We start from the raw sequence: 14,715 nt of genomic DNA on the forward strand, positions 1-14,715 counted from the left end.
CAATGACCCACAGCACCCCCCTCCTCCTGGGCGTCCACACCCATCAGCCGGTTGGTAATTTTCCGCAGGTGATTGATGACGCCGTACTGCGCTGTTATCACCCCTTTCTTGAAGCCATGCATCGCTTTCCTGAATTTCCCTTTGCCATTCATATCAGCGGCTGGTTACTCCAATATATGGTGCAACAGCACCCCAACACCATAAAACTGCTGCAGGAAATGGTCACCCGCCAGCAGGCGGAGCTGGTGGGCGCCGGGGACACCGAACCGGTGCTGGCGGCTATTCCCCATGCAGATCGCATCACCCAACTGGAAGCCATGGCCGACCGACTGGACAAAAATTTCGGACAGCGCCCGGTGGGTGCCTGGCTGACCGAGCGCGTTTGGGATCCCAGCGTGGTCCCCGCCCTGCAAGAGGCGGGAATTCAATATGTGATGGTGGATGATTATCACTTTCTCTGCGCTGGGGCCTCTACCGACCAACTCGGCAGTTTTCATCGCACCGAAGAAAATGGTCAGGCTATTGATGTTTTTCCTATTTCCGAAGCCTTGCGTTATCGCCTGCCTTTCTCGGAAGCCGCTGCTGCAGTCACTTATATCGAAGAAATATCCGCGCATAACCCTGGCAGCGCCGGGATTTATTTTGATGACATCGAAAAATTCGGGGTCTGGCCGGAGACTTATAGTTGGGTTTATGAAAAAGGCTGGCTGGAAAAGTTTCTGCAAGGCGTCCTGAATTCTCCACATATTCAACCCATGCGTTTCAAGGATTATCTGCACCAGCATCGGCCACAGGGTATGATTTATCTGCCCACGGTGTCCTACAGTGAAATGAACGAATGGACACTGGCACCGGATGCTGCCCGCAACTACGCGGCTTTTCTGGAACAGGAAAAGGCTGCGGGCCGCCTGGACTTACGCAAGCCACTCATCCGTGGCGGGATATGGAAAAACTTTCTGACCCGTTATCCCGAGTCCAACTGGATGCAAAAACGCATGCTGCAATTATCCCAGCGCTTTCATGCTTTGCCCAAGCGTCAGCAAAGTAAGCAGATGCGTGCGGATTTACATGAAACCCAAGCCAATGATGCCTATTGGCACGGGCTGTTTGGCGGCATTTATCTGCCGCACCTGCGCCGGGCGGTGTACCAGGCCATGGTACGACTGGAAGCGCAGCTCGATAAAATCCAGGAACGTCCGGGTTTACAGTTCATTGACGTGGATATGGATGGTCATGAAGAGCTGTATTATCACAATGACCATCAACAGCTAATCATTCGCCCGACGCCCTCCGGCGCCGTGGCCGAGTGGGATTGTTACAAACTGCATCACAATCTTGGGGATACCCTGGCGCGACGCGACGAGGCCTACTACGACAAAATTCGTCACGGGGCAGTGGATCATGCGACTCCCAGTGAAGGCATTGCTTCCGCCCATGACCGCATCAGCTTCAAAACAGAAATTACGGCAGAAGATCTGCTTGCCGACACCGCCCCCTGTCACAGTTTTCAGGAGTGGCTGGATAATGTCGCAGTCACATATCCGGAAAACAGCATCGTTCAGGATACTCCCCACTTTACGGGCGGTGTCGCTGACAGCTGGGCAGTCAGTAAAGCCTACAGCCTCACCCATAAAGGACTGATAGTGCATTTCCGGATAGAATCACCAGCTTCCCAACAAAATGTGGAGTCTCACCATTTTCAGACTCGGCTATTTCTGGCCATGCCCAGTTGTGATGGGCCGGCGGGACAGTTTTTTGCGGATGAGCAATCCCAGGGTGGCTTCGGACTTCCCATCCAGGGTGAAAAAACCCGACAAATAGTGCTGGAAGATGCCGTAATGGGCGGTAAAATCACCCTCCATTGCAACCCGCCTGCGCGCTGGGAGGCTGCGCCCCATATGACCGTTTCCCAATCCGAAGCGGGCTTTGAAAAAATCATGCAGGCCCTGCAACTGGATTTTTACTGGGACCTGACGGCTGGCAAGACGCAACATATTGAGATACTGACGGAGATCATCGCCGATGACTGAGCAGCTGACCATTGGAGTTGATGTCGGTGGCACCAATTTACGTTTTGGGGTTTTCCGGGGCAATGATTGTCTGGACAGTATTCGCCATGAAGTCGATCTGCACGCCAAATGCGCTGCGGCAGCCGATTCAGAAAGCGCTGCCCAACTGTTTACAGATTTGCTCGAAGCGGGTATCGCCCAGCTTCGCCATCAACACCCGGAAATTGTTCGAGTCGGGGTGGCTGTGCCCGGATTTGTGAATGCCAAAGGCGTGTTGCTGCAATCCCCCAACATTCCGCAACTCATCAACTTTGATTTGCAAAGCGCCGTTCAGAACGCCTGCCAACTACCCGTACTCATCGAAAATGATGCTAATGCTGCCGGATATGGCGAATTCTGGGAAGAAAAACAGGAAAATCCCGAATTGCGCGATCTCTTGTATATCGGCCTGGGTACCGGCGTCGGTGGTGGATGGGTCCATGACGACCGCCCCTGGCGCGGTGAACATGGAACCGCCATGGAGATAGGGCACCTCATCGTGGTCCCCGGCGGAAGACGCTGCGGCTGTGGTAATCAGGGTTGCCTGGAACAATATGCCTCGGCACGCGGAATCCAGTCCAGTTACGTGGAACTGACCGGCACAGCACCGGATACTGCCGTTATTGCCCAGATGGCCTGCGATGGACGCCCCGAAGCCAGTCAAACCTTTCAGATGGCCGGTGATTATCTGGGACAAGCCTTGGCCAGCATTTTGAAGGTTGCCGATGTCCGGGTCATTCGGGTGGGTGGCGGGGTTAGTGCAGCCTGGGATTGTTTTGCACCAGCACTCATGCAACGCCTGGACGCCGATCTGATTCCCGCGCTACGCGGCGAGGTGGAAGTCAAACGCGGTAATGATGATGATCTCGCCGGAATGCGCGGGGTCGCCCTGCTGGCCGATCAGGAACTCAGCCAATAACTAATGCGTATCGGAGTTTTTGATTCTGGACTGGGTGGTCTCAGCACCCTGCTCTCCTGCCTGCGTTATTTGCCGAATGCCCATTTTTTGTTTTATGGCGATAGTGCTCATAGTCCCTATGGCGACAAAACCGCCGGCGAAGTACAACAATGGACGGAAGATGCTTACGCCTGGTTTGTCCGGCAGGGCGTAGATGCCGTGGTACTGGCTTGCAACACGGCTACCAGCGCGGCAGCCCTACCTCTGCGGGAATATGCGGACGTGCCCATCATTGGTATTGAACCCGCCATCAAAAAAGCGCTGATGCTTTATCCCGAAGGCAGGATTCTCCTTCTGGCCACAGCCATGACCGTCACTGGTGAAAAACTGCGTAATCTCTTGACGCAATTACCAAATGCCGAACAACGCGTGCAGCCTCTTGCTTGCCCGGGTCTGGCAGAACGCATTGAATCCCAGAGCAATGACTGGCAGCAGCAAGTCCAGGAGTATCTGCACAATCATGTTCTGCCTTTTTACTCGACAGACACCCAAGTCATTGTGCTGGGCTGCACCCATTACTGCTGGATCAGCAACTGGCCATCAGAACTGAACGGACGGAATATTTCCACCCTGGATGGAAATGATGGCGTGGCGCGGCAATTATGTCGCAGGCTCGACATACAGAGCCTCCCGGACACGCCACCGGACTTGCCCGCTGAAGCATCCATTGATTTTTATTTTACCGCCGCCGCTGCTGAAAAGACGCAAGTTGCCCGTCGCCTGCTGCGCGCTCACGGGGTCAAAACCTAGTCCATCTGGACCCCATGATCCGTCAACTTCACGCCATATTTTTTGGCCTGAGCCTCACCCTGGGCATAAGCCAGATTAGCCAGTTCCTCAGCATGTTTGGCCTTAACCACGGCTTCATCATATTTACCGGCTTTGTCTGCCGCTTCGGCTTCCTTATAAACTTTCGGAGTGGAAAGCCACAAATAATGTACGGCTGAAGTTTTTGCCATGGCCGTCTTGGCCGCCGCCAGCGCCTGCTGCGCGTCTGTAGCGGTAACCGTCGCCGCCGTCGCAAAACCCGCCATCGTCAGGGTGCCTGCTGCCATCACACTCATCAATACACGCTTCATAAATGCACCTCCCTCTACAAACCTTGTTCAGAATGAAACAACCGACCGGACATTACTCCAATCCGCAATCCAGCAAAATTTGTTCCTTCCCAGTAACCACCTGAAAAAACAAATCCCTCAGTATTAATCCGGCAATCTGCTCATGTTGAAATGGCCAATTTGGGCCAGAAGACCCAGTGCCCATGCGGACCATACCGGACCATTTGATTCCATCAGCAGCACCTCTATATAAGTAGAGGCACAGCCAGCGCCAGGGCATGAATCAAGACACCCACCAGACCACCGACCAGGGTTCCGTTCACCCGAATATATTGCAAATCGGTCCCCACTCCTTCTTCCAGCAGGCGGATCATGTCTTTTTCGGGCCAATCCTGAATGGTTTTTTCAATATGCTGCGCCAAACCATCACGCATGGCCGGGGCTAAACGGCGGGCACTGTTTTCCAGATAATCATTGATGGCCTCCCGCAAGACTGCCTGCTCCGCCAAAAATGTCCCCAACTGTCCGGCCAAAACCTGAATCTGTTCTTGCAGGCGGGAATCAGGGCTGCCCAGATCATGGTCCAGCCAGGCGCGCAGATCGCGCAACAAACCATCTGCATACTCCTGCACTGCCGGATGGGAAATCAGGCCATTTTGCCAACGCCGGATACGCTCCTGAAACCCGGCGTCTGTCCGCAGCCGCACAATCGCATCAGCCATCCAGCGATCAAAAGCCAGACGGCGCGGATGCTCGGGATCGTCCTCGATTTCCTGCAAAAGTTGATGCGCGGCCTTTACCAGATTTCGCGCGAGATTATCACTCAGGGTGGCAGGGTCCATGAGCGCACTCATCCAGGAGAACAAGGTGGGATAGGCGCGTTTCAGAATGGCTGCTATTTGCTCAGCCAGCAGCCCCTGCGTTTCTTCCCCATCCAGCCACTCGCGCAGGCGCTGAATACCATCTTCCAGAAGGGCCTGATGACGGTGGTCTTCCGTCAGTAATGCCAGAATATTTCCCATCCAGCGCGCCCCATCCACGCGCTGCAGCTGGCGACCCAGCGCGCTTCTCAGGGCAACACGCAATTCCTGATCATCAGTCAGCGCCAGGGCTTTTTGCAGCAACGTCGTCAATTGCCGGGCCAGCAGATGACTGCTTTCCGGCTGGATCAGCCACTGCGCCAGCCAGGTGGCGGGATCGGCGCGGCGCAGCAGGCGGACAATGGCTTCGCTTTCCAGAAAATGATCACGAATGAACGTGGCCAGACGCTTCGCCAGACGCGCCTTGTTTCTCGGCAAAATGGCCGTATGGGGAATGGGCAGACCCAGCGGATGACGAAACAGGGCCACCACCGCAAACCAGTCCGCCAGCCCGCCCACCATGGCGGCCTCGGAAAATGCCCCGGTCCAGGCCCAGACGCCCGAAAATCCCTGACTGGCCGAAAATAAGAACAACAGCAACGCCAGCAACAGTAAAAACAAAGCCCAGCGGCGCATCACCTGCAATTTTTGCAGGCGTTCTCCTGGCCGGGGATTCAGAAGTGTTTTTGGTGGTTCATTATTATCGGCAATCATGTGAGCGAGTTTAGCACGGAGACTTGCACTCTGTAGAAATCGCCATTTAATATGCAAACATAACTATTGGCAGGGAGTATGGATCATGCGTCTTATTCTGGCGATTTTTTTACCTTTTCTGGTGTTTTTCACCATTGGCCGGCCTCTCGCAGGCATCATCTGCCTGCTTCTGCAAATCACCGTACTGGGCTGGATACCGGCGGCTATCTGGGCGGTTTACGCCTTAAGCCAGTACAAGACCGATCAGAAAATCCAGAAAGCGCTGGGACGTTAAAGGCCCTTATTAAGCCGATATCGGTTAACCAAGATAAGACTTCCTGCTCAAGTTGGCATTCGGTCAGCGTTCGTCTTCCTTAATGACGCGGATCAATGCCAGATTGATGTAGTAGTTGCTTCGTCCTGCCTTGACCTTTTCGACAAAACCCGCTTCGGCCAGATCGTCGAGGTATTTTGTTGCAGTCAGACGTGAAACCTGAAGATCGCGCTCCAAAAAGGCAATCTTGGTGTAAGGATGCTGGAACAGACTATTGATCAAGTCTTGGCTGTAGAAGCGAAACTGATTCCGGATTCGCTGCTTATAGTCCATCAGGGCGAGGCTGATCGCTTTAATCATTTTGATGGCCTGTTCTGCGGTCTGTTCCACAGCATCCAGCATGTACATAACCCATTCTTCCCAGGCTTCATCATCCCGAACGGTCTGAAGCAGGCGATAGTACTCCCCTTTGTTCCGAACGATGTAGTTGCTGAGATAAAGCAACGGGATGTCCAGCAACTCAGCCTTGACCAGATAAAGCACGTTGATGACGCGCCCGGTTCGACCGTTGCCATCGTAAAACGGGTGGATACTCTCGAACTGATGATGAATCAGAGCCATCTTGATCAACGGGTCAACGTTGAACAGAGCATCGTCATTGATAAATCGCTCTAGCAGCCTGTCGGATTATTCGCGTAACCCACTGATTTTATTGCATCTGCCATTTTCTGGAAATTTATTTAAACGCTCAGTAATCAATGCGTTACGTTTCTTCAAAACCGAAAGTCCGACAGGCTGCTAGTGTAGTGTTGCATTCTTGGTGAACCTTAAGGTTAATGATGATAAAATAGCTCCATGTTGAGGGTATGAATGGAGTCGAGCCTTGCGAGTTGCGCCCACAGTCACTTTAACCAGCGAAGAGCGGTCCGAGTTGTCCCGTATAGTCGCCTCCCGATTAAGCAGTGTCCGCTTGTCATTACGGGCACGGATGATATTGCTGGCGGCAGAGGGCTTGCAGAACAAAGAAATTGCGGAGCGCCTGGGGGTGGATCGCCTGCAAGTCGCACGTTGGCGCAAGCGTTATCTGGAACACCGCTTGTCGGGCATTGAACGCGATTTACCGCGCGGCGCCCCTCCGGTGAAAGTGGATGTGGCCCGTCTGGTAGAATTGACCACGCAGAGTAAGCCGGAAGCGATGACGCATTGGAGTACGCGTAGGATGGCGGCAGAACTGGGTGTCAGTGCCGCCAGTGTGTCACGGCATTGGCGCAAGCATGGCCTCAAGCCTCATCTGCTGCGTGGTTTCAAGGTGTCACGTGACCCGCATTTTGTGGAAAAGCTGGAAGATATTGTGGGGTTGTATATGTCTCCCCCGGAGCATGCCTTGGTGCTCTGCGTGGATGAAAAAAGTCAGGTACAGGCCCTGGACCGGACCCAACCGGGACTCCCCCTCAAAAAGGGCCGCGCAGAAACGATGACCCACGACTACAAACGTAATGGCACTACGACCTTGTTTGCCGCCCTCAACGTGCTGGATGGTCAGGTCATCGGACAGTGTCAACAGCGCCATACCCATGTGGAATGGCTGAAGTTCCTGAAGAAAATTGATCGGCAGACGCCCAGGGACAAGGCTCTGCATCTGATTGCCGACAACTATGCGACCCATAAACACCCGGTAGTACAGGCGTGGCTCGACAAGCACCCGCGTATTCACATGCACTTCACGCCCACTTCGGCATCCTGGCTCAACATGGTCGAGCGTTTCTTTCGGGATATCACGACCCAGCGGTTACGTCGTGGGGTGTTCACCAGTGTGCCTGAACTCATCCAGGCCATTGAGGGGTACATCGACCACCACAACACCCATCCCAAACCTTTCATCTGGACCAAAACCGCCCGCGACATCCTGCAAAAAGTCATTCGCGCCAACAGCCATTTAAGCAGCAAACAGAATGCAACACTACACTAGCTTCTTCAGAATAGGAGCAGTTTCGAACCGTACCGGATCGAGCTGATGCAGCGGCTCAAGTATCATGGTTGCTCCCGAATAGATGGAATGGCGAAACATGCAAAGAAAAACAACTCGACCTATACACATCGCGAGAAATATGCATAGGAAAACCCATTCTTATATACACGTCAAGCTTAGTCGGAATAAGATCTGTCTACCGGGTTGGCATTGTGTAGCCCGCTTCGCGCACATTAAAAATCCCAGAAAGTACAAGACGTTCCGGGATTATGTTTACAATTTATGTTTGGTGAATCCTAAAAAGGAATATCGTCATCAAAATCTTCCATCGGCGGGGGTGGGGTATCCTGTTTGCGCCCACTGCTGGCCGGGGCTGAAGAAGCACCCGTCAAATGACCGCCGCCATGATCTTCTTCGTCAAAACTGGCTGCACCACCACCGCCCCCGCGTGGACCCACCAATTGCAGCCGGTCACCGATAATTTCAGTGGTGTAGCGCTCCTGACCTTCCTTGTCGGTCCACTTGCGGGTCTGCAATCGGCCTTCCACATAAGCCATACTGCCCTTGCGCAGGTATTCGCCAGCAATTTCGGCTGTACGTCCAAATAGCACGATACGATGCCATTCGGTGCGTTCCTGTTTATTCCCTTCGCGATCCTTGAAATTTTCAGAGGTGGCAATACTGAAATTGGCGATAGCAGCACCACTGGGCTGATAGCGCATCTCCGGGTCCCGGCCCAGATGTCCTAATAATATGACCTTGTTCACTCCCGCCATTGTCAGATCTCCTTGAGTACAAGGGGACGGCCGTCCCCGAAAGCTCTATACTAACCCATCCAGAGAAAAACTCATTCCTGAACCCAAAAAGGCTACGGCTACATGGAACATATCCAGATCCGGGGCGCACGTACCCATAATCTCAAAAACATCTCATTGACCCTGCCCAGGGACCGCCTCATTGTCATCACCGGCTTATCCGGTTCGGGCAAATCCTCACTGGCTTTTGACACGCTCTATGCCGAAGGTCAGCGCCGCTATGTGGAGAGTCTTTCGGCCTATGCCCGGCAGTTTCTGTCGCTGATGGGCAAGCCTGATGTGGATGCCATTGAAGGGCTATCGCCCGCCATTTCCATTGAACAGAAATCCACTTCCCATAATCCCCGCTCTACCGTCGGCACCATCACGGAAATCCATGACTATCTGCGTCTGCTGTATGCCCGCACTGGCACGCCCTGGTGTTGCGGAGCACCCATTCAGAGCCAGACCATCAGCCAGATGGTAGATCAATTACTGGCCCTGCCTGAAGGCGAAAAACTGATGATTCTCGCCCCCATGGTGCGTGATCGCAAAGGCAGTCATGAAGAGGTGATCAGCGCGCTGCGGGCCAGAGGCCTGATTCGTGCCCGGGTAGATGGGGAAATGCTCGAACTGGATGAAATTTCGACCCTGGACAAAAAACGCAAACATCGCGTTGAGGCCGTCATTGACCGCCTGGTGTTGCGCGAGGACAGTGGGCCGCGTCTGGCGGAATCCCTGGAAACCGCCCTGAGCCTCGCCGATGACCAGGCCATCGCCGTGTTGATGGGGCCTCAACATCAGGAAGAACGCCTGTTCTCCGCCCACCATGCCTGTCCCAGTTGTGGACGTTCCTTTCCGGCCCTCGAACCCCGGCTGTTTTCTTTCAACAATCCGGCAGGGGCCTGCCCACGTTGTGACGGCCTGGGAGAAATTACCTTTTTTGATCCGGACCTGATTATTCCTGATCCGGGTGCCAGCCTCAGCGCCGGGGCCATCGCCGCCTGGACCAAGCGCCACAAGGAACATTACACCCCCTTGTTGAAGGCGCTGGCCGCTCATTTTCACTTTTCCCTGGAGTCTTCCTGGGAAGACCTGCCTTTTGAGGTGCGTGAGCAAATTCTGCACGGTTCCGACGAACGTATTACCGTGCAGCAAGGTTCACGGACGCATCAGATTCATTTTGAGGGAGTCATTCCCGGACTGGAACGGCGCCTGCGCGAATCCCAGTCCAATCTGGCGCGGGAAGAAATCATGCGTTACATGGGCCGCCTGCGCTGTCCGTCCTGTCACGGCAGCCGTCTGCGTGAAGAAGCCCGTATGGTCAAGGTGGGGCCTCTGGCCCTTCAGGAAGTGTCAGCGCTGCCCATTCGCGAATCCCTGCAACACTTTGCGCATTTGCAACTGGAGGGCCAGGAAGCCATCATCGCCGAGAGAATCCTGAAGGAAATCAGTAGCCGCCTGAAATTTCTGGTAGATGTGGGTCTGGCCTATCTGAGTCTGGATCGTTCCGCAGAAACCCTTTCCGGTGGCGAAGCCCAGCGCATTCGCCTGGCCTCCCAGATTGGTGCCGGTCTGGTGGGGGTCATGTATGTTCTGGATGAACCCTCCATCGGCTTGCACCAGCGTGACAATGATCGTTTGATCGGCACCCTCAAACATCTGCGTGACCTGGGGAATACCGTCATTGTTGTAGAGCACGACGAAGATGCCATCCGCGCTGCAGATCATGTAGTGGATATGGGCCCCGGTGCCGGTACCCACGGAGGTGAAGTCATCGCTCAGGGTACTCCCGAAGAGATTCGCGCCAATCCGGACTCCCTCACTGGTCGTTACCTGACTGGTGATTTGTGCATTGCCATTCCCGAACGCCGCCGTCACGACCAGCAACGCTGGCTGGAAGTCATCGGTGCGACAGGCAACAACCTGAAATCAGTCGATGCAAAAATTCCCATCGGCCTGTTTACCTGCATCACCGGCGTCAGCGGCTCGGGCAAATCCACGCTGATCAATGACACCTTGTATCCCGCCTGCGCGCGGGTTCTGATGGGCAGCACGCAGAGTCCGGCTGCGCATCAGCAACTGCGTGGCCTGGAAGCCCTGGACAAGGTCATAGCCATTGATCAAAGTCCCATCGGCCGGACCCCCCGGAGTAATCCGGCCACCTATACCGGACTGTTCACCCCGATTCGCGAGCTTTTTGCCGCCACCAGCGAGGCCCGGGCCAGAGGTTACAATCCGGGGCGCTTCAGTTTTAACGTCAAGGGCGGCCGTTGTGAAGCCTGTGAGGGCGACGGCGTCATTCGCGTTGAAATGCATTTTCTGCCGGACATTTACGTATCCTGCGACGTTTGTGCCGGAAAACGCTACAAGCGGGAAACCCTGGATGTGCATTACAAGGGCAAAAATATTCACGAAATTCTCGAAATGACGGTGGAAGATGCCCGCCAGTTTTTTGATCCGGTACCAGCCATTGCCCGTAAATTGCAAACACTGCTCGATGTAGGGCTGGGTTATCTGCGCCTCGGCCAGTCCGCCACCACACTTTCCGGTGGCGAAGCCCAGCGGGTAAAGCTCTCCCGGGAATTATCCCGACGGGATACCGGACGCACCCTATACATTCTTGATGAACCTACCACCGGCCTGCATTTTCATGATATCGCCCTGCTCCTGGTGGTCCTGCAGAAGCTCGCCGATGCGGGCAATACCATTGTGGTCATTGAACATAATCTGGATGTCATCAAAACCGCCGACTGGATTATCGACCTGGGTCCCGAGGGTGGCTCCGGAGGCGGGCAAATCATCGCCACGGGCAGCCCTGACGAAGTCGCCCGCAATCCGGTTTCACACACCGGTCACTATCTGGCGCGACATTTATCCCGATAAATTGCACAATAGTCCTGTAAACATGACCTGGAGCCGTGAATATGTCCGTTCTCCCCGAACGCCGTGAACAAATCCGCAGTGCCCACGCCGCCCTGATCCTGCAGGTAGTTGCAGCCTGCCAGAACCCCCGGTTGCGCGGCGCTGTCGACGACCACCTGCGCGTCGCCGCTGCGAATGGTTGGGGAGAGCTGGTAACCGTCATTCAACAGATTATGGCTGGCAAGCGTGAACTGGGTTTACTGCAGGGACTGGATGAAGAAGACAGTGTCATCGTCGAATCCATTTTGATGGGTCTGCAAAATCCCGAAACTCTTCCCAAAAGTACGGGGCAGGCCGACCCGGGACTGGCGGCCCCGGGGCTGGCCAGTGTCATCCTTGCCGCCCGCCGGGGCGACCCCCAGGCCGTCGCCTGGTTGGGGCAAATGGCCAGTCAAATGCAAAAAGCCGGGGGCGACATGGCCCGTATGGGGGCCGCTCTCGGCCCCTTGTCCCGAGGTTTGGATGATCGCCGCAAGCTGGAAAAAGGCATGGGACCATTGGGTCGCAGCCTGCTTCAGGGGGTACTGGACGAACTCGCCAAAGCCGAATTGCAATAAGGTCCATTCCACCCGAAAAGCTTGAAATGTTGCTTTATCGCCCCTATTTCCCGAGTCAACGTCTTTTTATTTTCAGGAGTATTGCATGGCCACTGGTGAACACATCCTCGAAGTCAACTTAGGTAATTTTCAGGAAGCCGTTATTGAGCTTTCCCAAAAGGCCCTGGTCCTCGTGGATTTCTGGGCACCCTGGTGTGGACCATGTCGCGCCCTGGGTCCTGTCCTCGAAAAGCTGGCGGAGGAAATGCAGGGTGCTTTTGTTCTGGCCAAAATCAATTCTGATGAAAACCCGGAACTTTCCCGGGAATATCAGGTGCGCGGAATTCCCGCCGTCAAGGCTTTCAAAAACGGTAAAGTAGTAGACGAGTTTACCGGCGCTCTCCCGGAGTCTGCCATCCGCCAGTTTCTTGAAAAACATTTACCCAAGCCCGGCGATGATCTGCGCGCCGAGGCCATGGCCGCCATGGCCCAGGGCAAAACCGATGAAGCCCAGTCACTTCTGGAAGAGTCACTGCAGACGAATCCCCAAAACGATCAGGCACGTTTGGCACTGGCCCATCTTGCCATACAACAGGGACGCCATGCGGATGCCCAGGCACAAATTGATGCCATGTCCCCTCTGTTTCAGATGGAAATCGAGGTCGAGGGCCTGAAAGCATTACTGGAATTTACGGATACAGCGCGCAAAGCTCCCCCCATTACCACGCTGGAGACAACTATTGCCCATGAAAAAGGCGATGCACGCGCTCTGGCCATGTATCAGCGGGCGCTGGTTCTGCTTTTGCAGGGCCAGGAAGCCGCCGCTTTGGATCAACTGATTGAAATGGTGGAAAGACACAAAAGTTACGACGATGGACTCGCCCGCAAAACCATTCTGAAGATTTTTGCCCTGCACAGCAATCAGGGGCCACTGGTTGAGCAATACCGCACCAAATTATCCCGCGCTTTGTATTAAGTGCTATGGTAGACATCAGGCAGGAACTAGATGCTTTATTACCGAGTCTAAACGCAAATGCGTCAATGCTGCAGAACCAAAACTCCAAAGGAGAGTCCTATGGCGAATAGTCGCCCGAAAACCCTGTTGAAACGCCCGAAACTACTGATTACTGCTGTTGTCGCTGCGTGCTTTGGTTTTACCCTGGGCGCCACCGAATGGGCACAGGCCGATGCCACCCCTACGTCGCCCGCCTTATCCATCCACACCAACACCGCACCCCAACAGGCGCTGGTTGCCCTCCCGGACTTTACCCCCATTATTGATCGCTATGGTCCGGCAGTGGTGAACATCAGCAGCACCACCAACAAAGTCATCCACCAACAGCACAACCCGTTTCCGCCAAATTCTCCTTTTTACCAGTTTTTTCAGCACTTCGGCGCACCCGGACAAGCCGGTCCCAGCCATCAGCAGCACGAAAAAATCCAATCTCTGGGGTCTGGATTTATCATCAGCCCGGATGGTTACATTGTCACCGCCGGTCACGTAGTACGGGGTGCCAATCATATTGTCGTCACGCTGACCAATCATCATGCCTATCCCGCCAAACTGATCGGACTTTCAGTACGCTACGACACCGCCCTGCTGAAAATTGATGCCAAGGATCTTCCCACTGTCCCTATCGGCAATTCTGATCATCTGAAAGTCGGACAGTGGTTGCTGGCTGTAGGTGCGCCCTTCGGTTTTTACAATACCGTCACCCAGGGGGTGGTCAGCGCCATGAACCGGCCGTTGCCTGATGACGAATACATCCCTTTCATCCAGAGCGACGTGCCCATTAATCCCGGCAACTCCGGTGGTCCGCTCTTTAACATGAAGGGCCAGGTAATCGGCATCAATGATCAGATATACACCAACAGCGGCGGATATATGGGATTGTCATTCTCCATCCCCATCAATACCGTCATGCGTGTGGTGCAGGACTTCAAGGATCATAAACCCATTCAGTTCGGGTATCTGGGTGTCGAAGTGCAGGATGTCACCCCGCAAATGGCCCAGGCCCTGCATCTTCAGGAACCGGTAGGCGCCCTCGTGGCTTCGGTGATGCCGGGCAGCCCCGCTGCCAAGGCCGGCATTCAGCCCGGTGATGTCATTGTGACTTATGACAGCAAACCGGTTTACAACGTCGGGCAACTGCCGCCCATGGTCGGCAACACGGTTCCCGGCACCCATGCCAGCGTAGGTATCCTCCATCATGGTGTCGCGGAAACCAAAAATGTCCTGGTCACCGCCCTGCCGAAAAACATGGACGAGCAGTCCAGCAGTACCCAACCGGCAGCGCCTGCAAAGACTGTGAAAATCAGCCGGATGGATATTCATGTTCAAAATCTGACTCCAGATATTGAAAAACAACTGGATGTCCACCATGGTGTGGTGGTGGTAGGTGTCAGTGAAGGCCCTGCCGCCGAAGCAGGCCTGATGCCCGGAATGATCATTCAGCAGATCAATCAGCAGGATGTCCAAAATGTCAGCGAGCTGGCGCACATTGTCGCCGGGTTACCAAAAGACCAACCCATTCCCATGTTGGTCCGTCAGGGTAAAGCGAGCATCTATGTGGTCATTACCCTGTCGAAAAAATAATCTG

The 14,715-nt window shown here is 54.5% G+C and carries 13 protein-coding genes; 9 read left to right on the forward strand and 4 right to left on the reverse strand.

Annotated features, from left to right (window positions below; all coding sequences use genetic code 11):
* The first annotated feature begins 2 nt into the window (after nucleotides 1–2).
* From GCD22_RS16040 to murI, 3 genes are read left to right on the forward strand one after another with little or no spacing between them, the layout of a single operon-like run.
* A complete protein-coding gene (locus GCD22_RS16040; RefSeq protein ID WP_031571756.1) occupies nucleotides 3–2,030 on the forward strand; it encodes an alpha-amylase/4-alpha-glucanotransferase domain-containing protein in 2,028 nt (675 codons plus the stop codon).
* Entirely contained in the window at nucleotides 2,023–2,967 is a 945-nt protein-coding gene (locus GCD22_RS16045) for an ROK family protein (RefSeq protein WP_031571759.1), read from the forward strand. The genes GCD22_RS16040 and GCD22_RS16045 overlap by 8 nt, the downstream gene beginning before the upstream one ends.
* A 3-nt stretch (nucleotides 2,968–2,970) precedes the next feature.
* A complete protein-coding gene (gene murI, locus GCD22_RS16050) occupies nucleotides 2,971–3,756 on the forward strand; it encodes a glutamate racemase (RefSeq protein WP_081577624.1) in 786 nt (261 codons plus the stop codon).
* Here the strand turns inward: murI and GCD22_RS16055 are convergent.
* Both GCD22_RS16055 and GCD22_RS16060 read right to left on the reverse strand, forming a co-directional pair.
* The gene (locus tag GCD22_RS16055; protein ID WP_010637645.1) at nucleotides 3,753–4,085 is read right to left on the reverse strand and encodes a hypothetical protein; all 333 of its coding nucleotides are present in this window, start codon (nucleotides 4,083–4,085) and stop codon (nucleotides 3,753–3,755) included. The genes murI and GCD22_RS16055 overlap by 4 nt on opposite strands.
* A 224-nt stretch (nucleotides 4,086–4,309) precedes the next feature.
* On the reverse strand, nucleotides 4,310–5,638 hold the full coding sequence (locus GCD22_RS16060) for a DUF445 domain-containing protein (RefSeq protein WP_080707787.1): 1,329 nt from the start codon (nucleotides 5,636–5,638) through the stop codon (nucleotides 4,310–4,312).
* A gap of 85 nt (nucleotides 5,639–5,723) precedes the next feature.
* Here GCD22_RS16060 and GCD22_RS16065 point away from each other — a divergent pair, with 85 nt between their 5' ends.
* A complete protein-coding gene (locus tag GCD22_RS16065; protein WP_010637640.1) occupies nucleotides 5,724–5,912 on the forward strand; it encodes a YqaE/Pmp3 family membrane protein in 189 nt (62 codons plus the stop codon).
* A gap of 63 nt (nucleotides 5,913–5,975) precedes the next feature.
* Here the strand turns inward: GCD22_RS16065 and GCD22_RS16070 are convergent, their stop codons facing one another.
* Complete coding sequence (locus tag GCD22_RS16070; protein ID WP_153940863.1) at nucleotides 5,976–6,569, reverse strand: Fic family protein; 594 nt, start codon at nucleotides 6,567–6,569, stop codon at nucleotides 5,976–5,978.
* A 205-nt stretch (nucleotides 6,570–6,774) separates the two neighbouring features.
* Here GCD22_RS16070 and GCD22_RS16075 point away from each other — a divergent pair, with 205 nt between their 5' ends.
* Nucleotides 6,775–7,860, forward strand: a complete 1,086-nt coding sequence (locus GCD22_RS16075; protein WP_065972780.1) for an IS630 family transposase — start codon at nucleotides 6,775–6,777, stop codon at nucleotides 7,858–7,860.
* Between the two features lie 296 nt (nucleotides 7,861–8,156).
* Here the strand turns inward: GCD22_RS16075 and GCD22_RS16080 are convergent, their stop codons facing one another.
* Nucleotides 8,157–8,636: a single-stranded DNA-binding protein gene (locus tag GCD22_RS16080; protein ID WP_010637618.1), complete on the reverse strand. Its 480-nt coding sequence runs from the start codon at nucleotides 8,634–8,636 to the stop codon at nucleotides 8,157–8,159.
* Between the two features lie 102 nt (nucleotides 8,637–8,738).
* Between GCD22_RS16080 and uvrA the strand changes: the two genes are divergently transcribed.
* From uvrA to GCD22_RS16100, 4 genes are all read left to right on the forward strand, one after another.
* Nucleotides 8,739–11,540, forward strand: coding sequence for an excinuclease ABC subunit UvrA (uvrA, locus tag GCD22_RS16085; protein ID WP_031571771.1), 2,802 nt, complete (start codon nucleotides 8,739–8,741; stop codon nucleotides 11,538–11,540).
* Nucleotides 11,541–11,581: 41 nt separating this feature from the next.
* Complete coding sequence (locus GCD22_RS16090; RefSeq protein ID WP_010637614.1) at nucleotides 11,582–12,136, forward strand: hypothetical protein; 555 nt, start codon at nucleotides 11,582–11,584, stop codon at nucleotides 12,134–12,136.
* Nucleotides 12,137–12,221: 85 nt separating this feature from the next.
* Nucleotides 12,222–13,091 carry a thioredoxin gene (gene trxA, locus GCD22_RS16095; protein WP_031571773.1) on the forward strand — a complete coding sequence of 290 codons (870 nt, stop codon included), beginning with the start codon at nucleotides 12,222–12,224 and terminating at the stop codon, nucleotides 13,089–13,091.
* 99 nt (nucleotides 13,092–13,190) lie between these two features.
* Nucleotides 13,191–14,711 (forward strand): Do family serine endopeptidase, encoded by a 1,521-nt coding sequence (locus GCD22_RS16100; RefSeq protein WP_153940864.1) that lies wholly within the window; start codon nucleotides 13,191–13,193, stop codon nucleotides 14,709–14,711.
* The last annotated feature ends 4 nt before the right edge of the window (nucleotides 14,712–14,715 follow it).

Source organism: Acidithiobacillus thiooxidans ATCC 19377 (genome assembly GCF_009662475.1).
Classification (GTDB): domain Bacteria; phylum Pseudomonadota; class Gammaproteobacteria; order Acidithiobacillales; family Acidithiobacillaceae; genus Acidithiobacillus; species Acidithiobacillus thiooxidans.